This window comes from Halomonas aquatica (assembly GCF_040196335.1).
In the GTDB taxonomy this organism is placed as follows: domain Bacteria; phylum Pseudomonadota; class Gammaproteobacteria; order Pseudomonadales; family Halomonadaceae; genus Halomonas; species Halomonas aquatica.
In genome coordinates, this window is the sequence record NZ_JBEGCJ010000005.1 from 84,625 (window position 1) to 110,912 (window position 26,288).

Annotated in this window: 21 protein-coding genes; 5 read left to right on the forward strand and 16 right to left on the reverse strand. The window is 59.4% G+C overall.

All coding sequences use genetic code 11. The annotated features are described in order from the left end of the window. The first annotated feature begins 4 nt into the window (after positions 1–4). The 4 genes from ABE960_RS11610 (at position 5) to ABE960_RS11625 (ending at position 5,599) form a co-directional block, all read left to right on the forward strand. Positions 5–1,612, forward strand: a complete 1,608-nt coding sequence (locus ABE960_RS11610) for a carboxyl transferase domain-containing protein (protein WP_349762442.1) — start codon at positions 5–7, stop codon at positions 1,610–1,612. A gap of 7 nt (positions 1,613–1,619) precedes the next feature. Next, positions 1,620–2,501 carry an enoyl-CoA hydratase/isomerase family protein gene (locus tag ABE960_RS11615; RefSeq protein ID WP_349762443.1) on the forward strand — a complete coding sequence of 294 codons (882 nt, stop codon included), beginning with the start codon at positions 1,620–1,622 and terminating at the stop codon, positions 2,499–2,501. Next, positions 2,498–4,549 carry an acetyl/propionyl/methylcrotonyl-CoA carboxylase subunit alpha gene (locus tag ABE960_RS11620; protein WP_349762444.1) on the forward strand — a complete coding sequence of 684 codons (2,052 nt, stop codon included), beginning with the start codon at positions 2,498–2,500 and terminating at the stop codon, positions 4,547–4,549. The genes ABE960_RS11615 and ABE960_RS11620 overlap by 4 nt, the downstream gene beginning before the upstream one ends. A 150-nt stretch (positions 4,550–4,699) precedes the next feature. Further along, positions 4,700–5,599 carry a hydroxymethylglutaryl-CoA lyase gene (locus tag ABE960_RS11625; RefSeq protein ID WP_349762445.1) on the forward strand — a complete coding sequence of 300 codons (900 nt, stop codon included), beginning with the start codon at positions 4,700–4,702 and terminating at the stop codon, positions 5,597–5,599. Between the two features lie 298 nt (positions 5,600–5,897). Here the strand turns inward: ABE960_RS11625 and ABE960_RS11630 are convergent, their stop codons facing one another. Then, positions 5,898–6,140 (reverse strand): hypothetical protein, encoded by a 243-nt coding sequence (locus ABE960_RS11630; protein WP_349762446.1) that lies wholly within the window; start codon positions 6,138–6,140, stop codon positions 5,898–5,900. 778 nt (positions 6,141–6,918) lie between these two features. Here ABE960_RS11630 and ABE960_RS11635 point away from each other — a divergent pair. Beyond that, the gene (locus ABE960_RS11635) at positions 6,919–7,719 is read left to right on the forward strand and encodes a methyltransferase domain-containing protein (RefSeq protein ID WP_349762447.1); all 801 of its coding nucleotides are present in this window, start codon (positions 6,919–6,921) and stop codon (positions 7,717–7,719) included. A gap of 226 nt (positions 7,720–7,945) precedes the next feature. Here ABE960_RS11635 and ABE960_RS11640 read toward each other — a convergent pair whose 3' ends face one another. The 15 genes from ABE960_RS11640 to ABE960_RS11710 form a co-directional block, all read right to left on the reverse strand. Then, positions 7,946–8,146, reverse strand: coding sequence for a hypothetical protein (locus ABE960_RS11640; RefSeq protein WP_349762448.1), 201 nt, complete (start codon positions 8,144–8,146; stop codon positions 7,946–7,948). A gap of 238 nt (positions 8,147–8,384) precedes the next feature. Beyond that, entirely contained in the window at positions 8,385–9,119 is a 735-nt protein-coding gene (locus tag ABE960_RS11645; protein ID WP_349762449.1) for a hypothetical protein, read from the reverse strand. 97 nt (positions 9,120–9,216) lie between these two features. Next, entirely contained in the window at positions 9,217–9,516 is a 300-nt protein-coding gene (locus tag ABE960_RS11650; protein ID WP_349762450.1) for a YciI-like protein, read from the reverse strand. Between the two features lie 88 nt (positions 9,517–9,604). Next, complete coding sequence (locus tag ABE960_RS11655) at positions 9,605–11,320, reverse strand: putative bifunctional diguanylate cyclase/phosphodiesterase (protein WP_349762451.1); 1,716 nt, start codon at positions 11,318–11,320, stop codon at positions 9,605–9,607. A 463-nt stretch (positions 11,321–11,783) separates the two neighbouring features. Next, the gene (locus ABE960_RS11660) at positions 11,784–12,113 is read right to left on the reverse strand and encodes a DHCW motif cupin fold protein (protein ID WP_432765367.1); all 330 of its coding nucleotides are present in this window, start codon (positions 12,111–12,113) and stop codon (positions 11,784–11,786) included. 395 nt (positions 12,114–12,508) lie between these two features. Next, entirely contained in the window at positions 12,509–13,411 is a 903-nt protein-coding gene (locus tag ABE960_RS11665) for a GGDEF domain-containing protein (RefSeq protein ID WP_349762453.1), read from the reverse strand. A gap of 452 nt (positions 13,412–13,863) precedes the next feature. Next, positions 13,864–16,065, reverse strand: coding sequence for an OsmC domain/YcaO domain-containing protein (locus ABE960_RS11670; RefSeq protein ID WP_349762454.1), 2,202 nt, complete (start codon positions 16,063–16,065; stop codon positions 13,864–13,866). Between the two features lie 126 nt (positions 16,066–16,191). Continuing rightward, positions 16,192–17,394, reverse strand: a complete 1,203-nt coding sequence (locus ABE960_RS11675) for a tetratricopeptide repeat protein (protein WP_349762455.1) — start codon at positions 17,392–17,394, stop codon at positions 16,192–16,194. A 203-nt stretch (positions 17,395–17,597) separates the two neighbouring features. Continuing rightward, positions 17,598–18,077 carry an MAPEG family protein gene (locus tag ABE960_RS11680; RefSeq protein WP_349762456.1) on the reverse strand — a complete coding sequence of 160 codons (480 nt, stop codon included), beginning with the start codon at positions 18,075–18,077 and terminating at the stop codon, positions 17,598–17,600. 75 nt (positions 18,078–18,152) lie between these two features. Continuing rightward, complete coding sequence (locus tag ABE960_RS11685) at positions 18,153–18,443, reverse strand: DUF1330 domain-containing protein (protein WP_349762457.1); 291 nt, start codon at positions 18,441–18,443, stop codon at positions 18,153–18,155. A gap of 723 nt (positions 18,444–19,166) precedes the next feature. Beyond that, complete coding sequence (locus ABE960_RS11690) at positions 19,167–20,138, reverse strand: sensor domain-containing diguanylate cyclase (protein ID WP_349762458.1); 972 nt, start codon at positions 20,136–20,138, stop codon at positions 19,167–19,169. Between the two features lie 31 nt (positions 20,139–20,169). Continuing rightward, complete coding sequence (locus tag ABE960_RS11695) at positions 20,170–20,466, reverse strand: thioredoxin domain-containing protein (RefSeq protein WP_349762459.1); 297 nt, start codon at positions 20,464–20,466, stop codon at positions 20,170–20,172. Then, entirely contained in the window at positions 20,463–22,226 is a 1,764-nt protein-coding gene (locus ABE960_RS11700; protein WP_349762460.1) for a DUF7125 family protein, read from the reverse strand. The genes ABE960_RS11695 and ABE960_RS11700 overlap by 4 nt, the downstream gene beginning before the upstream one ends. Then, positions 22,207–25,131, reverse strand: a complete 2,925-nt coding sequence (locus ABE960_RS11705) for a bifunctional diguanylate cyclase/phosphodiesterase (protein WP_349762461.1) — start codon at positions 25,129–25,131, stop codon at positions 22,207–22,209. The genes ABE960_RS11700 and ABE960_RS11705 overlap by 20 nt, the downstream gene beginning before the upstream one ends. After that, positions 25,128–26,198 (reverse strand): ABC transporter substrate-binding protein, encoded by a 1,071-nt coding sequence (locus ABE960_RS11710; protein ID WP_349762462.1) that lies wholly within the window; start codon positions 26,196–26,198, stop codon positions 25,128–25,130. Before ABE960_RS11710 ends, ABE960_RS11705 begins: the two co-directional genes overlap by 4 nt. Positions 26,199–26,288: the final 90 nt, after the last annotated feature.

Sequence of the window (26,288 nt, forward strand, 5' to 3'; positions counted from 1 at the left end):
TTCCATGAGCATCCTCCAGACCCAGATCAACCCGCGCAGCGACGTCTTCCAGGCCAACGACGTCGCCATGCGCCACGAGGTCGGCAAGCTGCGCGAGCTGACCGCGGCCATCGCCCAGGGCGGCGGCGAGAAGGCCCGCCAGCGCCACGAGTCCCGCGACAAGCTGTTCGTGCGCGACCGCATCGACCATCTGATCGACGAGGGCTCGCCCTTCCTCGAGTTCTCGTCGCTGGCCGCCCATGAGGTCTACGACACCTCGGTGCCCGCCGCCGGCGTGGTCACCGGCATCGGCCGCGTGTCGGGGGTCGAGTGCGTGATCGTCGCCAACGACGCCACGGTAAAGGGCGGCACTTACTTCCCGCTCACCGTGAAGAAGCACCTGCGCGCCCAGGAGATCGCCCGCAAGCATCGCCTGCCGTGCATCTACCTCGTCGACTCCGGCGGCGCCTTCCTGCCCCGCCAGGACGAGGTCTTCCCGGACCGCGACCACTTCGGACGCATCTTCTACAACCAGGCGACGCTCTCCGCCGAGGGCATCCCGCAGATCGCCGTGGTGATGGGCTCCTGCACCGCCGGCGGCGCCTACGTGCCGGCCATGGCCGACGAGTCGATCATCGTCAAGGAGCAGGGCACCATCTTCCTCGGCGGCCCGCCCCTGGTGAAGGCCGCCACCGGCGAGAGCATCAGCGCCGAGGACCTGGGCGGCGCCGACGTCCACGCCAAGGTCAGCGGCGTGGCCGACCACTATGCCGAGAACGACGCCCATGCCCTGCAGCTGGCCCGTGGCTGCGTCTCGCGGCTCAACTGGCAGAAGCGCGGCCAGCTCGCCATGCAGGCGCCCAGGCCGCCGCGCCTCGACCCCAGCGAGCTCTACGGCATCGTCGGCACCGACCTCAAGAAGCCCTACGACGTGCGCGAGGTGATCGGGCGGATCGTCGACGACTCCGACTTCGACGAGTTCAAGCGCTACTACGGCGACACCCTGGTCACCGGCTTCGCGCACATCCACGGCTACCCGGTAGGCATCGTCGCCAACAACGGCGTGCTGTTCTCCGAGTCCGCGGTGAAGGGCGCCCACTTCATCGAGCTGTGCGCCCAACGCAAGATCCCCCTGGTGTTCCTGCAGAACATCACCGGCTTCATGGTCGGCTCGAAGTACGAGCACGAGGGCATCGCCAAGCACGGCGCCAAGCTGGTCACCGCGGTGGCCTGCGCTCGGGTGCCCAAGTTCACCGTGCTGATCGGCGGCAGCTTCGGCGCCGGCAACTACGGCATGTGCGGCCGCGCCTTCGAGCCCAACCTGCTGTTCATGTGGCCCAACGCCCGCATCTCGGTGATGGGCGGCGAGCAGGCCGCCGGCGTGCTCTCCCAGGTGAAGCGCGAACAGATCGAGCGCGAGGGCCGCGAGTGGTCCAAGGAGGAGGAAGCGGCCTTCAAGGAGCCCACCCGCGAGCAGTACGAGCACCAGGGCCACCCCTACTACGCCAGCGCCAGGCTGTGGGACGACGGCGTGATCGACCCGATACAGACCCGCGAGATCCTCGGCCTGTCGCTGGCCGCCGCCATGAATGCCGAAGTGGAAGAGACCCGCTTCGGCGTGTTCCGGATGTGAGGTCGAGATGACGCAGACATATTCCCGACTGACGATCGACGAGCGCGGCGTGGCCCGGCTCACGCTGGAGCGCCCGGACGTCCACAACGCCTTCGACGACAGCCTGATCGCCGAGCTCAACGCTCACCTCGAGCACCTGCACGACGCTGCGCACCACGGCGAGGTGCGCGTGGTGGTGCTGGGCTCCGAGGGCAAGAGCTTCTCCGCCGGGGCCGACCTCGGCTGGATGAAGCGCATGGTCGAGTACGACCTCGACGGCAACCTGGCCGACTCCCGCAAGCTCGCGACCCTGATGCACCGGCTGGACACCCTGCCCTGCCCCACCCTGTGCCGCGTGCAGGGCGCCGCCTTCGGCGGGGCCGTGGGCCTGGCCGCCTGCTGCGATGTGGTGGTCGCCTCCGAAAAGGCAAAGTTCTGCCTCTCCGAGGTCAAGATCGGTCTGTCGCCTGCCGTGATCAGCCCCTACGTGCAGCGCGCCCTAGGCGAGCGGCAGGCGCGCCGCTATGCCCTGACCGCCGAGGTCATGGACGCCCCCACCGCGCGCTCCCTCGACCTGGTGCATCAGGTGGTCGCCCCTGACGAACTGGACGGCGCCGTCGACGCCATGCTCGAGACGCTGCTTTCCGGCTCGCCCCAGGCCCAGCGCGCCACCAAGGCGCTGCTCGCCGAGGTCGCCCGGGAACCCGACAGCAAGGCCACCCGCGAGCATACCTGCCGGGTGATCGCCGAGCTGCGCGTCAGCGCCGAAGGCCAGGAGGGGCTCGCCAGCTTCTTCGAGAAGCGCCGCCCCGCCTGGACGCCCGAGGCCCCTGACACAGCCCCCGACACAGCCCCCGACACAGCCCCCGACACCGCCCCTGACAAGACCGCCACGGAGCGCCGCTCATGAGCCGTTCGAACACCTTCGACACCCTGCTGGTCGCCAACCGCGGCGAGATCGCCTGCCGGGTGATGCGCACGGCACGTGCCATGGGCCTGCGCACCGTCGCCGTCTATTCCGACGCCGACGCCAACGCCCGCCATGTGCGCGAGGCCGACGAGGCCATCCGCCTCGGCCCCGCCGCGGCGCGCGAGAGCTACCTCAAGGTCGAGGCCGTAGTGGAGGCCGCCCGGCGCAGCGGCGCCGGCGCCATCCATCCGGGCTACGGCTTCCTCTCAGAGAACGGCGCCTTCGTCGAGGCACTGGACCAGGCCGGCATCGTCTTCGTCGGCCCGCCCGCCTCGGCCATCGCCGCCATGGGCGACAAGTCCGCCGCCAAGGCGCGCATGGCCAACGCCGGCGTGCCGCTGGTGCCCGGCTACCACGGCGACGACCAGGACGACGCCCTGCTCAAGGCCGAGGCCGACAAGATCGGCTACCCGGTGCTGCTCAAGGCCAGCGCCGGCGGCGGCGGCAAGGGCATGCGCGTGGTGGAGTCCACCGAGGGCTTCCAGGCTGCCCTGGACGGCTGCCGCCGCGAGTCCCAGGCCGCCTTCGGCGACCAGCGCATGCTGATCGAGAAGTACCTGACCCAGCCGCGCCACGTAGAGGTCCAGGTCTTCTGCGACAGCCACGGAAACGGCGTCTATCTCTTCGAGCGCGACTGCTCCGTGCAGCGCCGCCACCAGAAGGTGCTGGAGGAGGCCCCAGCCCCGGGCATGAGCGAGGCCCTGCGCCGCGAGATGGGCGAGGCTGCCGTGCGCGCCGCCCGCGAGATCGGCTACGTGGGCGCCGGCACGGTGGAGTTCCTGCTGGATGCCGATGGGTCGTTCTTCTTCATGGAGATGAACACCCGCCTGCAGGTGGAGCACCCGGTCACCGAGATGATCACCGGCCAGGACCTGGTCGAGTGGCAGCTGCGTGTGGCCATGGGCGAGCGCCTCCCGCTGGCGCAGGACGAGCTGACCATCACCGGCCACAGCTTCGAGGCGCGGCTCTATGCCGAGGACCCGGAGCAGGACTTCCTGCCCGCCACCGGCACCCTCACCCGCTTCGCCATGGACCTGGAAGGCGCCGGCCTGGACCCGGCACGCGTGCGTCTGGACAGCGGCGTGGAGACCGGCGATGTCGTCTCCATGCACTACGACCCGATGCTCGCCAAGCTGATCGTCCATGGCAACGACCGCAACCAGGCGCTGGCGACCCTGAACCGGGCCCTGGCGGCGCTGGACGTGCAGGGCGTGGTCACCAACCGCGCCTTCCTGCAGCGGCTGGCCACCCACCCGGCCTTCAAGGCCTGCGAGCTGGACACACGCTTCATCGAGAAGCACGAGGAGACCCTCTTCGCGCCGCGCTGCTACTCCACCGAGGAGTATGCCGGGGCCGCCCTGGTGGGCCTGAACCAACTCGCCCGCGAATGCGAGACCGACTCGCCCTGGGACCGCCACGACGGCTTCCGGGTCAACGCCCCGCACACCATCCGCATCGCGCTCTGCGACCCGGCACATGCACAGGATGACGACGACTCCGAGGCCGTGGTGGTGGTCGAGGGCACCCGCGAGCGTAACGACGCCGCCTGGCACCTGACCATCGGCGACGATACGCTCACTGCGCGCCTCGACCCGCTGGCCGGGGATGCCGTGGCCATGACCCTGGACGGCCACCGCCGTCGCCTGCAGGCGCGTCTGGTGGGCGAAGGGAGTGAGCGCAACGTGGTGGTGATGGTCGACCCGCGCGGCGAGACCCGCCTGTTCTGGCGCCGCATCGACGCCATCGACCACGGCCACCACGAGGCCGAGTCCACCCTCACCGCGCCCATGCACGGCACCGTGGTGGCGCTGCTGGTCGAGGCCGGCGCCCGCGTCGAGAAGGGCATGCCGCTGATGGTCATGGAGGCCATGAAGATGGAGCACACCATGTCCGCCCCCGCCGACGGGCACGTGGCGAGCTTCCACTTCCAGGCCGGTGATACCGTGGGCCAGGGCGACGTGCTGCTCGAATTCGCCGCCGACGAGTAAGACACCGCGCGCAGGCGGGCGACACCGGGGACAGGTCGAAGCGGAGGTCCTCTGCCAGGGATGGCAGAGGTAGCGCCCAAGGATGGGTTCACAGCGCCTCCGCGATAGGACCTGTCGCCGGAACACCGCCAGAATGACAGGAGAGAAGACATGGCATTTCCCCAAACCGTGCGCCTGGTCGAGGTCGGCCCCCGCGACGGCCTGCAGAACGAGCCGGAGCCGATCAATACCGCGACCAAGCTCGAGCTGATCGAGCGCCTCGGCGCGGCCGGCCTCAGCTACATCGAGGCGGCGAGCTTCGTCTCGCCCAAGTGGGTGCCGCAGATGGCCGACCACCGCGAGGTGATGCAGGGCATCCGCCGCCGCGAGGGCGTCACCTACTCGGCCCTGACCCCCAACCTCAAGGGGCTCGAGGCCGCGCTGGAGTGCGGCGTCGAGGAGGTGGCGGTGTTCGGCGCCGCCTCCGAGGCCTTCTCCCAGAAGAACATCAACTGCTCGGTGGCTGAATCCCTGGATCGCTTCGCGCCGGTGCTGGAGCGCGCCCGCGAGGCGAACGTCCGGGTGCGCGGCTACGTCTCCTGCGTGCTCGGCTGCCCCTACGAGGGCGAGATCGCCCCGGCGAAGGTGGCCGAGGTGGCAAAGGCGCTCTATGACATGGGCTGCTACGAGGTCTCGCTCGGAGACACCATCGGCACCGGCACCCCGCTCAAGGCCAAGCGCATGATCGAGGCGGTGGCCCGCGACATCCCCATGGACAAGCTCGCCGCCCACTTCCACGACACCTACGGCCAGGCCCTCGCCAACCTCTACGCGGTGCTCGAGGAAGGCGTGGCGGTGATCGACAGCTCCGTGGCCGGCCTCGGCGGCTGCCCCTACGCCAAGGGCGCCTCGGGCAACGTGGCAAGCGAAGACGTGGTCTACCTCCTCGACGGCCTCGGCATCGAGAGCGGTATCGACCTGAACGCCCTCGCCGCCACCGGCACCTGGATCACCCAGGCCATCGGCCGGCCCAACCGCTCCAAGGCGAGCGTAGCGCTGGCTGCAAAGTAAGCACCCCCGTCGTAACGACAAGCCCCCGAGCCAGGACACTGGCTCGGGGGCTTTCTTGTTACGGTCATTTACTCTTGCTAGAGTTCAACGCCAATTCAAGAGGTGAACAATGCTAAAACCTTACCTAAACCATTGTGCCGCAGACACAAAAATGAACCTGAAGTGAGATCGCTAAGCATTATGAGCCACTCTTAAATGTCTTGTTAGGCATTTGCTATCACCTCCATATTTAGTCCGTTTTCGAACTTACCTTTCTGGATATTAGACCCTTTACTATAGAGCTTAGCCTTTGTTACTTTCAAAACTTTGAAAGACTATGGCGAGAATTTACTACAAACATAAGATACTGACTTTCATCATCCCAATGCGATTCAAGCCTCTCTGGATAATGAAAGAAAAAGTCTTTACCAAAATACTCCTCTTTTTCTTTAAAACCATCCATTTCAGCTACTGCAACAGATGACATTAGTTGAAGCGAGTCAGCCCTTCCGTTCGGTGTGTTTTCTGGAGTGACTAGATAGAGCTCAATCTTTACATTCAAAACTGAATACGGAGTCTTATTGATTATTTTAAACTGGCATTAATCATTTTCGTTTTTTTTGCAATGTATGGGGAAATTTCAATTCTTGGCTTTAACGTGTAAAGAAATATAACAACGAGAAAAGAAACCAGAAAGCCCGTTATAGTTTATAATACAATACCCATACTTTTCCTTATTCCTAACAGTGATTAAACAGCGTGCTCCTTTATTGACTTGACCGCGATGACACGCTCAACAATATTATCAAGCGCGTAATTTTCTTCTAACCCATTGATAGCAAGAATCCCTAAGGATAGCTCGACTACCTCTGCAGAATTCGCGCGCTTGCGTGTTTTGCCAGATCCAATAATACTGTATTTACATCCATGTCTTCAGGCAGAAACGTATGGACGTTCACAACAGACCACCCAAGCTGATGGATCGCGTGGAGGCCACTATGTGGGTCAAGCGCTACAGCCAGGGGAGTAATCGGGGACAGACCCCAATTTTGCAGTTTTTAGCACGTCAACTTAAGCTGACATCATGAATGATCGCTGACTGTCATTCGCCCTCAGGTCAAGCGACCGTCGCCTTGCGATCAGGCGACTTCGCTGTCAACGAGATTTCCCAAGTGCTAGCTTACAGGAACAGGGCACACTCGTTCGTTTAGCCAAGCCTCGACCTTCTCATCTGAACCTTCCAGCGGAGCAATGTCGCCACGCGATAGTGAAAAAAACATGACCTCACAACAACCTTGCGGTTTGCTCTGAAAACAGTCAGCTCAAAAAAGGATGGACCCATGACCGAAAATGTCGATCTTTATAATAGCTCTTACAGCAATTATTCACTTGAAACCTACAGTGAGATCCGGCGCGAGACCTATGGGGAGGACTATGGGCAAACCAGCTGGGTGTCGACTGAGGAATCTCATGAGATACCTGAGCTGCTTCAGTTGACTCCCGATTCATCGGTCCTGGATATTGGGTGTGGGTCTGGAGGGTACGCGGTAGGCTTGGCAAAACGTATCGGCTGTCGGGTGGTAGGCTTTGAGATAAATGCGCCGGGTGTGAAAACCGCCAATTCTCTGGCTGAAAGCGAGAATGTCACCGACCTCGTAACCTTTGAGCTGCAGGATGCGTCCAAGGCATTACCCTATGAAAATGGCTCGTTTGACGCTATCTATTCTACCGATGTCATGTGCCATGTTCCTCTTCGCAGAGAAGTGCTCTCCAACACACACAAGCTTCTCAAGACCGGGGGAAGATTCGTTTTCAGTGACGCCTTGGTTCTTGGGGGGATGATTTCAATCGATGAGCTCGAGAATCGATGCCCAGACGGGCAGTATTTTTTTAGCCCCCCTGGCGTCAATGAGCAATTGATACAGGAATCCGGTCTCAAGCTGCTTGAAGCTCGTGATACCACGGAAAATTGTGCGCTATTGTCCAAACGTTGGCACGATGCGCGCGAAAAACGTAAAGACGCACTCATCGAACATGAAGGTAAGGACAATTTCCTGGGTGTGCAGCAATTTCTGGAATGCGTTCATACGTTAACTACCGAGAGGCGTTTGTTACGCTTCCTGTACACGTGTTCGAAATAGCGGAGAGGCTGTTCCTTGAACCACGGCAGGAAGGCGTTTGCCCGCCGCGTCGATCGCCATCACAGCCTGCATCGGGATGGTAGCCTACCCCCTCAGCCGGCCCCATCGCGTCCGGAGAGCGGCCTGGCCAGCCCCGACGCCGCCTCAACTTCGGCGCGGGGATGCGTCAGTGTCGCCAGAAATGCCAGCACGGCCGCGCTGACCCTTTCCGGTTGCTCGAGGGGCGTCAGGTGGTTTCCGCGCCGGCGTCCGTGTCCATAAGGACAAGACCGGCTACACGCTGGCCGAAGCGATCGAACAGCTGGCGCAGGATCAGCTCGGAGACGGCGTTGATGTGAAAGAGCCGCTCGGGAACGCCGAGCCGTTCGCTGATCAGCTGGCGCAGCGGCGCCGAATGGGGCTCGGTGTAATAGTTGCCGTTGGGCACCTCGGCCTCCTGCCGCGATGGCCTCCTCGATCGGCGGCACCGCAACGCCCCCGTGCGTGTGACCCAGCTCGCGGCATTCTCGTGTCACGGACCATGATCATGGTGGGGGTGGCCGTGCTTCATGCCACCTGGGGCATGGGCGGCGAGACGCCTGTAGCCCGTGGCCTTGCGCGATATCACATGTCCCAAGCGAGGCTATGCGCGCATCGATGGATCAGGCGTCTTATTTGCGGTGCCGTTAGCCGTCAGCGTATCGACGGATAGCGGAAGTGGTCAGGAAGTCGTGAATCTGATCGTCATCGATCATATCCGAGGTGCCCGCGGGTACGGAAACGATCATTGTTGAGTTGATCACACGGCGTTCCGATTCGTCAGGTGACAGAATCGTCGCGGTATGCAGGGTGCCCTGCCACGCCGGTTGAGATTCGGAGTATGGCGAACACGAGTTGTTGATACAGATGATGTGGTACCCGGTTTTAGAAAAACAAGGCACGCGTGTTGCGTAAGGGCGCAAGATGTCATAGCCAGGCTTGAACATTGGGTTGTATTTTTCCATGAACTCCTTTGGGGGGAGGTCATGATCAAACGCACATCTTGCGTAGTCGAAGATATCAATGTCGGAATCTATTGCGGATGGCTCGTAGCCGAGCATCAAGAAGCACTCATCCGGCCCGCCATCAAGATGCGGCCGTGTGGTTTCCTGTTGATCGAAGCGTGCGGCCGACAGGTATGCCAGCGAATTACCGGTGGTGGATTCATGGATCGCTGCCATTTCGCGCTTGAGGTCGACCATCACTTGCCGGAAGGCAAAGGAATCGATGTTTCGACCCAGGTCGAGAACACAGAAGCCCGGCTCGTCGAAATTGATGCGACATGTCCGGCGGTAGAGGTCAGCGGCGATCGACCTCGGGTCCCTCGAAGCGGGGCAAAGGCAAATCTCGTCGCGTGACCATGTGAGGGGGGTATCGTTCATGGGACTGTCGGCTTGGCGCTTGCCCCTTTCAGGGTTGCGTTGGTATCAACATGCAAGGCGCTAAAGATAACAGATAGCTTCTCGGGATGAATGGCTGTCACGACACGACAGGGTGTTCGGCGTCCTTCCCCGCGACGGTAGTCCATTCACGCACATGCCAGGCGGTCACGAGACCGTTGATGACATAAGGATCCGCTTCCGCGAAGGACTCTGCGACCTCTCGTGAGTCTCCCTTGAAGACAATGGCGGCCCCATCCGCCGGATCGGCATAAGCACCTCCGAGGAAGAATTCCCCTCGCTTGATGGATGCCCTTGCCAGGGCAAGGTGCTGATCTCGGAACTCCCCACGTCGCTCCAGATAGTCAGAGGCGTATTCATAAAAAAGGATATAATGCATGATCATATCTCCACTTTATCAGAAGACACCAAACCAAGACGCGTTTTGATCTCGGTGATCTTGAAACCAGAGGCCATGACTGATTCATTCAATCGGAGGCACCCATCAGGTCAATGAATGCCTGGGCGTCCCACTCATTGGCCCAGGCAATATAGTCGTCTGCCGACATGGGTTTTGCGAGGCCAAAACCCTGGCCGTAATCACAACCGAGGTGCTTTAGCGCACTCGCGATGGAATAGGTCTCGACACCCTCGGCCACCACGAAACAGTTGTTGGCTTCAGAGATTGCCAGAATGCTCTTCACAAGCGCGAGGCTTCCCACATCGGAAAGAAGCGTTCTGATGAATCGCTGATCAATCTTCAACTTGTCCACCGGAAGCGAGTGGAAATAGGTCAGCGACGCGTACCCTGTACCGAAGTCATCGAGTGAAAACCTTATGCCGAGCTCCTTGCAGAGCCCCATTATCTCACTGGCAAGTTTGAAGTCTCTGATCGATGAGATTTCCAGAACCTCGATCTCCAGGTTTTCACCGGAGATGGGCGTTTCATCAAGGAGTTTTCTCAGAAATGACGGCAGGTCTCTATCTTCGAAGGTACTGGGGAGGACATTCAAGCTGAAAGGACCCTCCAAGCCGAGTGCACGGAACCGACTGACCTGTGCCAGAACCTGCTTCATCACCCAGGCATCCAGTTTCCACTCCAGGGACGTTCCCCTTATTGCCGAAATCACCTCGATTGGGGGCGTCGGGTTATCGTCTCTGAACCAACGTAACAGTGCTTCTGCGCCAGATAGCGAACCATCTCGAAGGCAAATTCTAGGTTGAAAGTGCAGGATAAACTCGTCGTTCTCGATTGCCTTTTCAATATCGATCAGTAATTGATTGCGTGATCTGTTCGACTGATGCCGTTTGGCATCAAAATAGCAGATACGGGACTTGCCGGATTCCTTGGCTTCGTACATGGCATGGTCGGCATGGCGGAGTAGCTCGTCGGGTTCATCGCTGTCGTGTGGATAGATCGTGACACCGATACTCGCGGTAATCGCGAAGCTTCCGAATTCCGTTGAATAGTTCCCTTCGATTGATTTCTTTACCCGCTGAACCCCTTCTTGAATGTCCTGCTCGTTTTCTCCGGTGAGAAGGCCCACGAATTCATCACCGCCAATGCGTGCGAATGTGTCCTCAGCCCGAATACTATGCTCCAGATGCCTGGCGACACACACCAGAACCTCATCACCGAGGCTATGCCCCTGACGATCGTTTATCCTCTTGAAATTATCCAGATCTATGAACAATACGCCAAGAAAAAAACCGTGACGTTTCGCCAGGCTCAGGGCCGCAGATATTCGGTCTGAGAACAGTTTCCGGTTGGGAAGCCCTGTAAGCGCATCATGCAGTGCGAGATGCTCCAGGGCTTGCTGAGCATCCATGATCTCGGAGATGTCCTGTGCCGTACCGATGGAGCGTTCAGGATTTCCTTCACTGTCGTAGTAGGTGACGCCTCGAGCTTCAATCCATTTGGCAGCTGAACCGGCCTTAATGCGGTAGCGAATGTCGTATTCATTGCCGGACTCGACGGAAGCCTTGTAGGCAGCATCAACAAACTCACGATCGTCGTCGAAAATGAGACTGACGAAAACCTCATAGTTGGGTTCCAGAACATCTGGTTGGAGCTCGTAAATTGCGAAGATCTCCTCTGACCAGTATAGCGTACCCTTCTTGTGGTTCAGCTCCCAGAAGCCAACGCCTGAGAGACGCTGAGACTCGCGCCTGCGCCGCTCGGAAATAGTCAGGGCATCTGACAAGTCATTTATACCCTGTTTGCTTGTAAGATTCTCGCGCAATATCTTCACCAATTTTGACTAATTCAGACAACATGGCAAATTCATTTTTTCCAGAATTTTACCAAACTTCTGCCTAGGTTCAGGGGAAAGACACGCTTCCTGAAAAGCCATCAAGACATTCATCGTTCAATGAGAAAGACCATGAGAGTGAAAGAGAGAGGAATACTGGTCGTGATGCCCTCTCTGGGTATATGAGCATTCAGATTAGCGATGCTCTTTTCATCCTACAAGCGCTAAACGCACGCCCTGACCCGTAGCGCGTCAATCCGTATGGTGCTTGGTACATAACACTTGACGGGAAAACCCAATAATATTCTTCTCACACTCTTCATTCTGCCGATAACACCATGTAAGCGCCCAGCCTCGGGTATTCTGAAACCAGTTAGTCATTGGTGCATCAAGTGCATGGCCTGGTCATGGGGGTTTAGTCGACAACGAACAGCCTGGCTCCTTGCTTCGTCGATGAACGGTGAAGCTCTGCATCGTCGGCGACCTGATAACTCGTACCGGGAATCAACACGAAACACCGACCGTCTTCCAGTTCAGTATGAAGCTCGCCTTCCAGGCAAAGCAGTATGTGGCCCTTGGCACACCAATGATCGGCCAGATAGCCTGGACTGTACTCGACCATTCTCACTCGAATATTGCCAAAGTTTCGAGTCTTCCAGTACGCCATGCCCTGCTCTCCCGAGTGCTCGGTTTTCTCCACTTCCGACCAGTCAGTAATACCGAAAGGTAAATCGTTGATCTTCAAAACCACCCCTCCTCAAACATATAAATCTTCAATCAGTTCACACCAGCGACTCGCCAGGAAAACTGGGAGAGTACCATTTATTGACTGGCATGAATTTTCGAATTGCATTTGCTTAGCGCCATCGAACAGTTGACTAATTCTTGCGGCTGAACCGCCACATCCCCAGGAATCCAATCATAAGAGGCAAAATATTCATCAGCAGAAAAAGCCCCCAGAATTGAATCCGATCGGATTGTCTCTCGAGCATCTCTGGCGTTGGATCCTGATAGGGAAGTGTAGCCGAAGCGAGCTCAAAGTAACTGTAACACGCTCCTAAAAGTCCAACGACAACAATCATCAAGATACCTATACGCATGCTTTTCCTGAAACTTTCTCCCCCGAAAGGTGCTGCGTAATCAACCTGCCATGACCCTATTCTTACCATTGCGTTTCGCTTGATACAATGCACCATCCGCACGCTTCAAGGTATCTTCATAGGAGCGGTCTTCCGGAAGCATTTCCGCCACACCAATGCTGACGGTGGAGGAATCTTCTTCAGTAGAAAATCGGCTCAATTCTCCATTGATTCGCTCGCGCAGCCGATGGGCAAAACTCACTGCATTCTGCAGTCCGATATTCGGCAATGCGACTACGAACTCGTCACCACCAAAGCGACAGGCGATATCCGTCTTTCTTAGCTCTGCACGACAAACATTACCAACCGCCATGATGATTTCATCGCCTGCGTAATGACCCAGGCTATCATTAATATTCTTGAGGTTGTCGATGTCAAACATCAAGATGGAAGTCGGAACCGAGTATCGATCAAACATCTCATGATGAAGTGACAGATCGTGTTCGAGTTTTCTTCGATTGAACAACCTGGTGAGCTGATCGGTGTCACCGAGCACACGCAGCTTGCTTTCCATGTCGTGCCGCTCTGAAATGTTGCTCGCCACCCACAGCACCACAGCTTCACCATCAACCTGGAAATCGAGAGCCTGAATACGCGCTTCGAACCATATAGGTTGGTCAGGCCCTTCCTCGAGCAAACCATCTACATCGCTGTTGCTCAATTCGTATTCTTTGATCAGCAACTTTCCGGATTCCAGCGCCAGCTCGATCTGCTCCAGAAACCAATGCGCCTTCTCAGGATCCACCACATCGACAATATTCAAACCGACAAGACCACTGCCATCGTGGTAATAGCGCAAATCACGACCGCCAAACACCGCCACATACCTTCCACTTCGCGTCAAGATAAAGGTAGGGTCCGGCAATGAATTCAGCACAAGGGCCATCTGGTCGACACTGATCATGAAATCACTCTTTTTATTTTTCTGGACCATCGCCTTACATCAAACACCTGCCACAATAATATTTGCAACCGGAAAACAGCGGCTGGGGGCACACGGAAGATCAACGATTCTTAGGAGTGAGTGAAGACCATCATGGAGGTAAAGCCCTCCAGAGTGATCTGGCAAACACGATATCACCACAAAGGGAACCGCCACGTCACCTCCCCTAGCCGGCAAGCCGTGATGGCTCTCTGCCACCCATGCGCTACTCTCTTCGTTCCCGTGATGCTTCTCGTCAACCCTGTCACCTCAACAACCTGGACCTTCTGAACACCCCATGCACAGTCAGCATATGCAAAAGTGGCAATCAGTGCCATGCACTGACACGGCCAACACGCAGAGCCCCGGAGTCAGTTTCCTGTCTCCGGGGCGTTGCATGGGCGCGACCAGGGTGGGCGTTCGCGACTAACGGCTCATGGCATTGCGGCCTTGGCGGAGCGTGCGGCGTGCAGCTTCTGGTAGCTCTCGATCAGGCGCTGGTGCTTCTCCAGGCCATCCAGCGCCATGTTGGTCGGGGTCAGGCCATGGAAGCGCACAGTGCCATTCACCGAGCCCACCACCGCCTCCATGGTCGCCTCGCCAAACATGCGCGTGAGGTTGTGGCGGTAGTCGTCCAGTGACAGCGTGTCATCCAGAGTGATCTCCAGCACCGCCTGCATGGCCTGGTAGAAAAGCCCGCGGTCGACCGTGTTGTCGTTGAACTGCCGGAACATCTCGACCCGCTCCAGCGCCTCCTCATGCTGGCCAAGCGCCAGGTTGATCAGCAGCTTGAGCTCGAGGATGGTGAGCTGCCCCCAGACGGTATTCTCGTCGAACTCGATACCGATCAGGGTAATGATGTCGATATGGTCATCGAGCTGGGTCTCTTCCAGGCGTTCCAGCAGGTCGGCCAGTTGCTCATCGCTCAGATCGTGAAGGTGGAGAATCTCCTCGCGGTAGTCGAGGGCCATGTTGGTGTTGTCCCAGACCAGGTCCTCCACCGGATAGACCTCGGAGTAGCCCGGCACCAGTATCCGGCACACCGGCGCGCCCAGGTCATCATGGACGGAGACGTAGGCCTCCTTGCCCATCTCCGCGAGGATGCCGAACAACGTCGCCGCCTCCTCCTCCGTACTGTTGGAACCGCTGCCGGAGAAGTCCCACTCGACGAACTCGACGTCGGACTTCGCGCTGAAGAAGCGCCAGGACACCAGGCCTGAGGAGTCGATGAAGTGCTCGACGAAGTTGTTGGGCTCTGTCACGGCCAGCGAGCTGAAGGTCGGCGGCGGGAAGTCATTCAGCCCCTCGAAGCTGCGTCCCTGCAACAGTTCGGTGAGGCTGCGCTCCAGGGCCACCTCGAAGCTCGGGTGCGCCCCGAAGGAGGCGAAAACGCCGCCCGTCCTGGGGTTCATCAGGGTCACGCACATGACCGGGAAACGACCGCCCAGAGAGGCATCCTTTACCAGGATCGGGAAGCCCTGCGCCTCGAGGGCCTCGACACCCTCGAGGATATCGGGGTACCTCCTCAGCACTTCCCGGGGCACATCGGGCAGCGTCATTTCCTGCTCGAGAATCTCCCGCTTGACCGCCCGCTCGAAGATCTCGGACAGGCACTGCACCTGGGCCTCGTGCAAGGTATTTCCGGCACTCATGCCATTGCTGAGGAAGAGGTTCTCGATCAGGTTCGAGGGGAAGTAGACCTCCACGCCGTCCGACTGGCGCACGTACGGCAGGGAGACGATCCCGCGTTCCACCTGGCCGGAGTTGGTGTCGATGAGGTTGGAGCCGCCGAGCTCACCGTCCGGGTCGTAGATCGCCAGGCAGTGGTCATCCAGTATCCCTTCCGGGAGTTCGTCGTTGGGCCCCGGCTTGAACCACTTCTCGTTCGGATAGTGAACGAACTCACTGCCCGCGATCTGCTCGCCAAAGAACTGATCGTTGTAGAAGAAGTTGCAGCTCAGGCGCTCGATGAACTCGCCCAGCGCCGAACACAGCGCGCTTTCCTTGGTGGAGCCCTTGCCGTTGGTGAAGCACATCGGTGAGGCGGCATCGCGAATGTGCAACGACCATACGTGGGGCACGATGTTGCGCCAGGAGGCGATCTCGATCTTCATGCCCAGGTCCGCCAGGATCGAGGTCATGTTGGCGATGGTCTGCTCCAGCGGCAGGTCCTTGCCCTCGATCCAGGTGGCGCCCTCACCCTCTGACGTGCCCAGCAGCAGCGCCTGGGCGTCCTCGTCGATGTTCTCGACGGTCTCGATCTGGAACTCGGGCCCGGTCTGCACCACCTTCTTGACCGTGCAGCGGTCGATGGAGCGCAGGATGCCCTGGCGATCCTTGTCGGAGAGGTCCGCCGGCAGCTCCACCTGGATCTTGAAGATCTGGTTGTAGCGGTTCTCCGGGTCGACGATGTTGTTCTGCGACAGCCGGATGTTCTCGGTGGGAATGTCGCGCGCGTTGCAGTACACCTTGACGAAGTAAGCCGCGCACATGGCCGAGGAGGCCAGGAAGTAGTCGAACGGGCCGGGGGCCGAACCATCACCCTTGTAGCGGATGGGCTGATCGGAGATGACGGTGAAGTCGTCGAACTTGGCCTCCAGACGGAGGTTGTCGAGATAGTTGACCTTGATTTCCATGGACGGGGCACCGGATATAGAGATGAGGCGAGTCGTGCGTAACCCGCCATTATCCAGCTTTACCGGTCCTTCGTCTTGGGCGCCTTGCCAAAAGACACCGACCCGCAGAACAGATGTGGTCCCTGCCTAGTGTCGCCGCTGGCTGCTCGCCTCGACCAGGTCGACGAGGATTCGCTCGACGTTACTGCCGCCGATCCCGATTCTCGCTCCCGGAGACAGGGTGGCCAGGGTCTGCAACGCACCCGGGTAGTCGCCGGCCACGTGGTCACGCAGGGCATGGACCAGGGCAAGGGAGACGTCTCGATTGGCCCCCTCGGGTGTGGCCTGAATGGCCTCCTCGCAATGCTTCAGCCCGGAGAGATCCCCCGCCGTGGCATAAAGGGCGGCTACATGCAGGGCGATGAAGGGATGGCCGATCATGCCCCAGACGCGTTCGATATGGCGGGTCACCGCGCCGTCCAGCGGGCGCTGCAGGCCACTTTGCAGGTAATCCCTGAGCAGGAAGCCACCGCAGTCCGCCAGCGTCAGCACAGGGCCGCAGGTGGTGGTGGCCGGGGAACAGTACGCCAGGTAGCGCTGCATGGCGGCCTCGCGTTCACCCGTCTGGAACTCGGCCAGCGCCAGGTGCCATTGAACGTGCCCGTACATCTGGCCATCGCGTGCGCCGGGCCCATACAGGCGGAGCCAGTCATCCAGTTGCCTGGCCGACTCCTCGGCGGCCCCGTCGTCGTGGAGCATATGCGCCAGGGCATGAATGGAAAAGAGCGACTGGGGGCGAATCGCCAGGGCTCGCTCGATCAGTTCGCGCCCGCGCTCACGCTGGCCCGCCTCGCTGGCGGCAAAGCCCAGCCGGGCCAGGAAGGCCCAGTCGTCGCCCAGCGCTTCCTGCACGGACTCGAAGATCGACAGCACGGCCTGCTGCTTGGTGGGGCCACCGTAGAAGAACCGGTTCCCCGTCAGCAGCGACACTACCAGCATGTCGGCGGGCGTCGTCCTCAGGTAGGCCTCTGCCCTGTCCAGGGTCGCGCCCGGCTGGTCGAGCAAGCCGATCACCATCTCGACATGCTGACGCTCCCAGTCGCTCGCCTGAAGAACTGAGCGCTCCGCCCGATCGCGATGGACATCGGCCCCTGGCTCGCCCGCATCCTTTGCCAGGTAATAACGGGCCGCGGCGGCGAGGGCGAAGTCCTCGTCGAGCTCGATCGCCCTGTCCAGGGTGTCGGCTGCTCCGGACTCCGAACCGAGTATCCGGTCAACCGCATCCTGATAGAGGTTGACGGCCTCAACGGAATCACTGGATACCGGGTGGCCTGTGCGCACTTCGATCATGGGACTTCCTCATCAAGGGGCTTGTGATACCGGAGGCACTGCCGGGTGGAGGGTCTGGACATCCCTGGCCCACTGGACCGAACCACGCCTGAGTCAGGCGTCATGGGGATCTTGCACATTCACGCCATGCTGGCTCAGCACCTCGAGGCGTTCAGAGCGTGCGGCCACCTCCCCCCTGCCATGGCTTCGGCTCGCACGATCGCTCAGGCCGACAATCCACTCAGCAGGGCATATGCCGCCATGGCGAGGACCGGAAGGGAGCTAAGCGTCCAGCAGGTTGCTCGGATGTCGTGCAACTGGGCAGTCGAATAGGCCATGAAGTGCGCCGCCCTGGCAATAACATACCCCCACATGAGCAGTTGGGCCAGGAGCAACGAAGGCCCCGTCAGGACAAACAGGAAGCCGGCAAGGAGAAACCCCGGAATGCTCTCCAGGTCATTCAGGTTCATCCTTCTCGATCGTTCGACGTACTCATTGGGTTTCAGCTGGTCGGAGGAAGGCGTCGGGTTGATAAGGCTCTTCTGCGCGTCTTCAGGACTGCGAAACCCTGCTCGCACCTTCATCATGCGATAAACGGTCATCCACGGCTGCAGCATCAGCTTGAGCAGCATGATCCCAGCCGTGATCATGTAGGTGACGAATACCGGGTTGTCCAGGCTCAACATGGCCATTTCGGTTTCCATCAGCGGTTACCCCCGTTACCTTCGTGGTGATCAGGAACGGCATGGCATGGAGGCACCAACCCTTGGCTCACGACATCAGTTGCCAACCCCGTTGGCCAGGACGGCCATTCCATCGCTGTTGTCCAGCCGCAACCCGATGATGTCCTGATACTCGGGCGAGTCGTACCAGCCCCTGGCCGCTTCCTTCGAGGGAAACATCAGCACCACCGTCACGTGCCTGGCATCGCCTTCCACGACTTCACTGTCGAAATCTACGGCCAGAATCTCCGCGCCATGGGCTTCGAGGATGGCCGGTACCGCCGCGAGGTAGGGGTCGTAGGCGTCTCGATCATTGATGCGATAGTTGAAGACAAAATAAGCAGACATGTTGCGTCCCCCTGATACCACGTAAGCGTGGCCACCTCCCTGGCCACCCTGGCACTCGCGCACGCATAGGCTTGCCTGCACGACATGATGGCGCCAATGCCATCACCCTGAGGGAGATCTATGACTTGCAGTCTAGTCCCACTCGGCGGCCTTGCGCTAGGCGGAGTAGTCTATAAAAATATCGTTGGACACCGGCCCAGCCTTTCGACCCAGGGGGAAATGGGAACAGGCGAAAAAATAATAAGCCAGTAGAGTGAATATTTTCGATTTTCAATGATATCTATAAATACGGCAAGCATCACAAAGAGAGAAAGAAAAAACGTAAGAAGCATTCATGACATTGGACGTCTTATGAACATAGAACATCAGCGCTATAAATGTCAGCAGGATGGCGAGCTCCATCGATGCCAGATGGAAATACCTTGTGGCAATAAAGCTCTAGATAGTGAAGAAAAATAAACTGATAGAGCTCAGCAGTATTGATGATATATGCACAGCGGAATGTTGAATCATGGGCCGAGAATCGAAAATTGTTGCTGACAAACCCATCCCACACAGCCATCCCTTCCTGCAATATCAAATAGTCATCACGGGATAAGATGCAAGGCTGAGAAGGTTCTTCTTCGTATCTTCATGACGGCGAAAACTGCCTGCGCTTTCATCATCCCATCGGCATCCATCCACAACTGCAAGTCGGATGGCTCTTCCGGTTGGGCCGAGTCATCACGTCCCTTCGACCTCGTCCTGTTCCTTTTCCGCATACATCAAGGCGTCCCCTTCCGCCAACAGGTCGTCGATGGACTCGTGATGCTCGCTACGAAACTCCACGATGCCGTGTGAGAACTTGATCTCGTAGCCCCGATTGGCTTCTCGGTTTCGCTTCTCCAGCGACTGGGCCAGTCGAGAGATGTAGCTTTCTGCGGTGAGCCTCGTCGTGTTCGGCAGGAAGACGACAAATTCATCTCCCCCCAGCCGGGCAATGATGTCCACACGTCGGCATGTGCCGCGAAGGATGTTCGAAAAGGTCACCAATGCTCGATCACCTTCCTGGTGCCCATGCGAGTCGTTGATGGCCTTGAACTTGAAAAGGTCGATGAAGACCAGGGTGGCAGGCATATCGTGGCGGCTACAGAGGTCCAGGCTATGCTGTGCCAGCGCCATGAAACCACGCCGGTTGGCCAGGCTGGTCAGCTCATCCATATTGGCCAGCTTCACGATGGCCAGCTCACGCTCGGCGATCGCCGCCAGGTCCTTCAGGGCCGCGATATCGTCCCGGGAAAGCTCGCGTGGTTTGTGGTCGAGGATACAGAACGTACCCAGATTGTGGTGTTCCATGTCGGTGATCGGGCATCCGGCATAGAAGCGAATATGGGGCTCCCCCAATACCAGCGGATTGTCGGCGAAGCGCTCATCCTCAAGCGCATCGGGGATAATGAACACTTCGTCCTTAAGGATCGCATGCCCGCAAAATGACACGTCCCGGGCGGTTTCACTGACGTCCAGTCCCTGAGCGGACTTGAACCACTGCCGGTGTTCGTCGACAAAGCTGACCAGCGCAATAGGCACCCCAAAGACGTGTCTTGCCAGGCGCGTCAGGCGATCGAACCGTTCCTCGCCGGGAGTATCAAGGATATCGAGGGACCAGAGTGCTTGGATCCGGGCCTCTTCATCCATCGGATTGCCAGGCTTCTTCAAAGCATCCCCCTGCCGTGACGTTCCACGAGCATCATAGTGCCTCAAGAAATCGCATCAGCGAACCTGTGTCGGAGAAGTCACCATAGAGCACGGCCTTCGGTCCGTCAGCACCAATGCGAAGCAGCGCGGGCGTGGCGAACATGCCGAAGGCGAGGGCCTGGCCCGGCTCCTTCAAGAGGTCGATCTCACGTGGCCAGCCATCGAGGCCCTTCTGAATGAGAGCGGCTGACAAATTGTCGCGCGCCCGACCGGAACGCGGCGCCCCATCCGTCACGAAGAGAATAAGCTTTGAAGACAGCGAGTTGTCAGCTACCAGCTCCTCGCTCATGTGTCACCTCCCTGGTGGTCTTTCTCCCGATCGTGTGCAGTGGCCTGTCCATTAGGCTCCCGACGCCAGCGAATACGGTCCTGGTAATGGCTCACTTCCTGTTCGAGGATGTCGTCGTAAACAGACTCATACTTGAGTTCATCGACTAGCCTTGCCAGATCGTTCTGTTGCTGAGTGATCTGGTTCCGCGTCTTCTCGATCTCCTGGTCGAGGGTCTGGCGGCGACGCTCACGCTCCCTCTCCCTCAGTTTCAAGGCGATTTTTTCCTCACTCTCCTTCTCCACCCGGGCCGTGCCCATGAGCACCTCAGTTCCGAACTCGTAGACGTCCGCCAGCGCCAGACCCTCTGAGGAAATGACCAGCTCACGCACCTGGTTGGAGTGGGCCGTACCTCGAGACTTGACCACCGAGAGCGAGCGATTCCGTTCGCCGCCATGGACCCGGAAGCGAACCACCATCCAGGTATCGGCCAGGGTGGACACCTGCGCCATGGTCGCTTCGTCGCTGGGATCGTCGTCAGAGGCGATCGAGGTCAGCAGGGCGGTGATACCCTGCCTGGTGGTGTTCTCGAGAAGACGCTCAAGGGCAACATAGGGACTATGTGAGGTGGAAGACTTGAGCAGCGACGAAGCCGGATCGATGACCAGGCAGTCAGGCTTGAAGGATTCGATCATCTGCTGAAGGGCCATGAAGTGCTCTTCCGCCACCACGTCCCACGACTTGCGAGCATGCAGCGCGAGAAGGCCACCATCGATGTGCGGCTGTAGATCGAGGCCTACCGAGGTCAGATTGCGCACGATGTTCGACCCGTGCTCATCGAAGCTGACGTACAGGACGCGTTCGCCACGCTGACACGCCGCCACGCCGAAGGCCGCTGCCAGGGTCGTCTTGGACGTGCCGGGCTGGCCGGAGATCAGAGTGGTGGAGCCGCGGTAAATACCGCCTCCCAGCACATCATCGAGGCGCTCGATGCCCGTGCTGATGCGCTCGCTGGTGGCACTACCGCCTACCTTGTCGGAAGGGCTGTTGATATAGGGAAGGCAAATGCCGTCTTGATCGATGACCATCGCCAGCTCATCTCCGTTGTGCTTGCTGCCGCGGTACTTGGCGATACGGAAGCGGCGGTGCAGACTCCGGTCCACCAGTTCCGTGGAAAGGGTGAAGATGGTCGACAGCAGGAATTCGATACCGGGGAGATGATCCGGACTGGCAAACTGGCTACCACCTTGAGCTTGCTTTCCGGTCAGCAGCAGGGTGCAACTCCGCTGGTCGCACCAGTCGTTGATCTGGCGGACCTGCTCGACGGCAATCAGCGGGTCGGGCTGACGACGCAGCAACTGGTCGATGCCGTCGAGCACGATCAGGGATCCATCAACCCGATCGGCACACATGGCGAGCACGGCAAGCAAGCCATCGATATCGAAGGGCCCCGAGAGTTCTGCGCCCTTCATTGACTGGGCATCGATTATTTCACAGCGTGACGTTTCGCCGAACCGGTCGGCCCAGGAGAAGGCCGCGACATCACGCAGGATCTGTTTCCGCGACTCCTCGAACGACACGAAGACACCACCCTCGCCTCGGTCCAGGGCACAGGCGAGCACCTGCAGCCCGAGGATCGTCTTGCCGCACCCGGGTTGCCCCAGCACCAGAGTGGCACGATGAGCCGGCAGCCCCCCGCAGGTCGCGATGTCGATACTGGGGATGCCTGTCGGCCGCTTGACGAGCCCATTGGGCGCCTGATCATCTTCCACTTGTGTCATCGGAACTCCTCTTGGATGGGTTCGAACTCGGGGCCGGAGCGGTTGGCTCGGTCGACGCAGGGACGCTCAGCGGCAGTGTGGCATGCTTTTCCAGCAGCCACTGGAAGTCCTCGGCCGCCAACGGCATGCTGAAATAGTAGCCTTGGCCGATACCGCACCCCATGTCGATGAGCACATCTCTGACCTCCGGGCGCTCGATGCCTTCCGCCACGGAATCGGCGCCCATCACCTGACTGATCCCCAGGATGGTGGAGACGATCCGGCGGCTGTAATCATCCTCCACGATGCGCCGCACGAAGCCCATGTCGATCTTGATCTCGTCGAACGGATAGTTCTGCAGGTAAAGCAGCGAAGAATAGCCGGTGCCGAAGTCATCCAGCGAAAGCCGCACACCAAACTCATGCAGATCGTGGATCTGCTGGAGTAGCGCCTTCGACTGGCGCGCGTAGACGCTCTCGGTGATCTCTATGATCAGGCTCTGGGGATCGATGTCATACAGGGTGATGGCCTCGCGCACCTGTTCAAGCAAACCACCCAGTTCGAACTGGACCACCGAGACATTGACGGCCACCTGAACCACCTCGAGATTGGCGTCCTGCCATGCCCGGAGGTGCCGGCATGCCTCGAACAGCACCCATTTGCCGATCGGGCCGATGAGCTGGCTCTGTTCGGCAACAGGGATGAAAACGCCCGGCGACAGCATGCCCCGCTCGGGATGCAGCCAGCGCAACAGCGACTCGCAGGCGATCACCTTGCCGGTCTTCAGGTCGACCTTGGGCTGGAAGTGCAGCTCGAACTGGCCCTCTTCCAGGGCCCGAACCATATCACTGGCCAGTGATATGCGTTCATGGATCACATGATCCAGCTCCGGTGTATAGAGTCCCCAGTCGCGGATGCCGCGATCTCGCACCTCGAATAACGCGGCCTCCGCCTCGTGAATGAGTTTCTCGACATCGCGCGGCACCTCGCCCAGCAAGGTGACACCGAAACGCGCGGAGACATCGATGGCGATCTCGTTGAGAAGGAAGGGCGCATCAAGAAGGCTGGCCAGCCAGTGATAATGCTGCTCGGGGCTGTCCGAGCCTTCCCCGGCCAGGAAAATGAGGAAGGAGTCGCCGTTGGTGCAGCCCAGCCGATCATGCCCCACAACCTGTGCGAACCGATGGCCGACCTGGGCGAGGAGACGGTCACCGACCTCATAGCCATGGGCATCATTGATGTTGCTCAGCGCCTTGATGTCCAGCACCACGACCAGTGCCTGCTCCTGCCAACCCTGTTCATGCAGGTAACTGTCGATGGCCATGGTGAAGCCCCTGCGGTTCCAGAGACCGGTCAGGGGATCCTCGAAGGCCAGCTTCTCCAGCCGCTGGAGGGCTTGCTTATGTTCGGTGATGTCGACATGCATGACCACGGCGCCCAGTCGCCTATCGGCCATGGCACCAGATTCCACACGGCTCGCCATCAGGCGGAACCAGCGCTGCTGGGTCGGCGAGTGGCAGGGATAGTCCAGCAATAACCTGTCCTGATCCCCTTGCAGCAGCGAACGGAGTCCTTCTTCCACCTCCTGAGCGCCCTCGGAGTCTATTCCCTCTGCCGAGCGGCAGACGTCGAGATAGTTGGTGCCCAACCCGATGGAATGGTCACGAAAGCCGTTTTTCTCGCCGAACTGCCGCCACCGCTCGTTGATGTCCGCGACATTGCCATCTGCATCGATGAGCGCGATGTGTGCCGGCAGGGAATTGAGCAGGGCATGGCGAAGTCTCAGGGCATCTTCAAGATGCTGCGTCATGTCATGGTACCGAGAGATATCCTGGAAAGCGCCCTCGACCCTGACGATCCTTCCCTGGTCGTCGCGCACCGGAACGCCGGTGGTTCTCACCCAGACATGCCGACCCTGGGCAGTGACGATCTGGAGTTCCACGTCATAGGGCGTGCCCGATTCTACACAGGCGGAAAAACACTCGCGGATGAGGTGGCGATGCTCGGGGTCATAGAAGTTGATGGCTTCCTCGACAGACGGAGCGAAGTCATGGGGCAACTCATGGATCTCGGCCACCATTTCGGACCAGTCAACATGATTCTTGTCCAGGTCTACCCACCAGCCTCCGAAGCGGGCGACGTTGCCTGCGGTTTTCAGCAGGCGCGTCTTCATCTCCAGGCGTTGCCTGTCGGCATCCTGGCGGTCGAGCATGCGGTTGAAGGTGCGGGCCAGCTCGCCGAATTCATCTCTCCCCTTTAGCGTGACGCGACTGCCCTGTTGTCCCTGCTCGATCTCGCTGGCGACCTGGGTGAGTGATTGCAAGGGGCCATGAATACGTCGATAGAGATAGGTGAAGGACACCATGCAGAAGCCACCGAACAGGATGATGGCAACGGCGAAAGAAAAGACCATCCAGTTGACATTGTTGATGATTACCGACCGGTGATGGTTGGCAACCGAGCCAAGCGCCGTATCGAGCGCGATGCCCTCCCCCGCGACTCGATCGACCCGGATGCGGTCTGTCCTCGAGAGCTTGACGGCACCCTCACCAGCACTGGGGTTGCCCAGGGCGACGCGATCCTGTTCTCGGGAATACACATCGGTAAGGATCTCGACGATATTGTCGATATGCTGGATCGCACGCTGTGCGCCGCGGAACTCTCCCTCCTGTTGCCTCAAGGTCCTCTGAAGGGAGGCCGCATCGGCGCGGAAGGCGTCCCATACCTCTGCATCGGCCCACCGGATGAGCAGGCCGTTACTTGCCGCAGAGAAGCTGTCGATCCGCTTCTCCAGGGCCATCAGCGATTCCATCTCCGCGTTCTTGGCATTCACCTGTACCAGCATGACGCCCCCGACCAGCCCGACGGAGACCAGGCCGGCCAGGCAGCCGATGATGCTGAAAAGCAGGAGACGAGAGAGCCTCATGGCGTTCGTGCCTCCTCAGCACTTGCGTCCTCAACACTTGCGTGATGCAGGGGGGGAGGAATACCGACGTGGGAGGGCATCAGATCGCGCAGGGGAGCCGATTCGATCCAGTTGAGGACACTCTGCGGTTCGTGGCGCCCGCCCTCACTGTTCACGGTCCACCGGAGCAGCTGCTGCGTATTGAACAGTAACGACCAGTCCAGGTTCATTCCGAAAGGCGGCAATTGTAGTTTGTTGTCGCTCGCCCCGGGATCGAGGGCCACGGAGGCAAGATACATCTTGCGAGCATCGTTGGGAGTAATCTGGATGTCTTCGATGGCCTCATGATAGGCCTGAAGCACCCGACGGCTGATGTCCTGGCGGCGTGTGGCCGTGTCTCGCGTGGTAACCAGTACCCAGTTGTCGGCATAGAGCGGATTTCCGGCGAGCACCTCAAGCTTGCCTTCAGGATAGTTGGCGATGCGATATCTCTCTGCGTCCAGGGTCACCAGGGCCTGCACCTCGCCGTTCAGGAGCACATCAGGCTGCGCGTCGTGAGGCACATCGACCAGGCTCACCCGGGAGGTATCGATCCCATGATGGAGGGCATAGAGCCACCAGAAATATTCGGCACCACTGCCCTCACCCAGCCCCACCCGGCGCCCCTCCATGTCAGAAGGCTCGCGTATGGCTCCGGAGGCCTTCACCAACACCTGGTTCAACTCGTGGGAATAGATCAGGCTCGCCAGGATGACCGGATCCTCGGGGCGTTCAGGCCCGATGGCTGAGAGCTGTTCGAGAACCAGCGTGGAGAGTGACATCAGGGCGAAATCCGCACGCCCCTCTTTCAGGGCCTCCAGAACGAATCTCTCTTCATCATGGCGGGTGACTTCCACATTCAGGCCATCACGCTCGAATATTCCCTTTTGCTCGGCGACCAGAGTGGGAAGATCGAAGGGATAATTGACACAGGCAAGACGAACGTTGATCGAGGAAACGGCGGCGTCGCGGCATGCAACGAAAGAAAGGAAAAGCAAGAGCAAAAGGCACCATGAAAGCCCACGCCAGCCGAGACCATGTTTGTTCATTACGGGAGCATTCATTATGTGCGCAGTTTTAAATGAGACGAGACAAGACCAGATTCACGCTAAAAAAGTATGACCGTTTACTTAACCTAG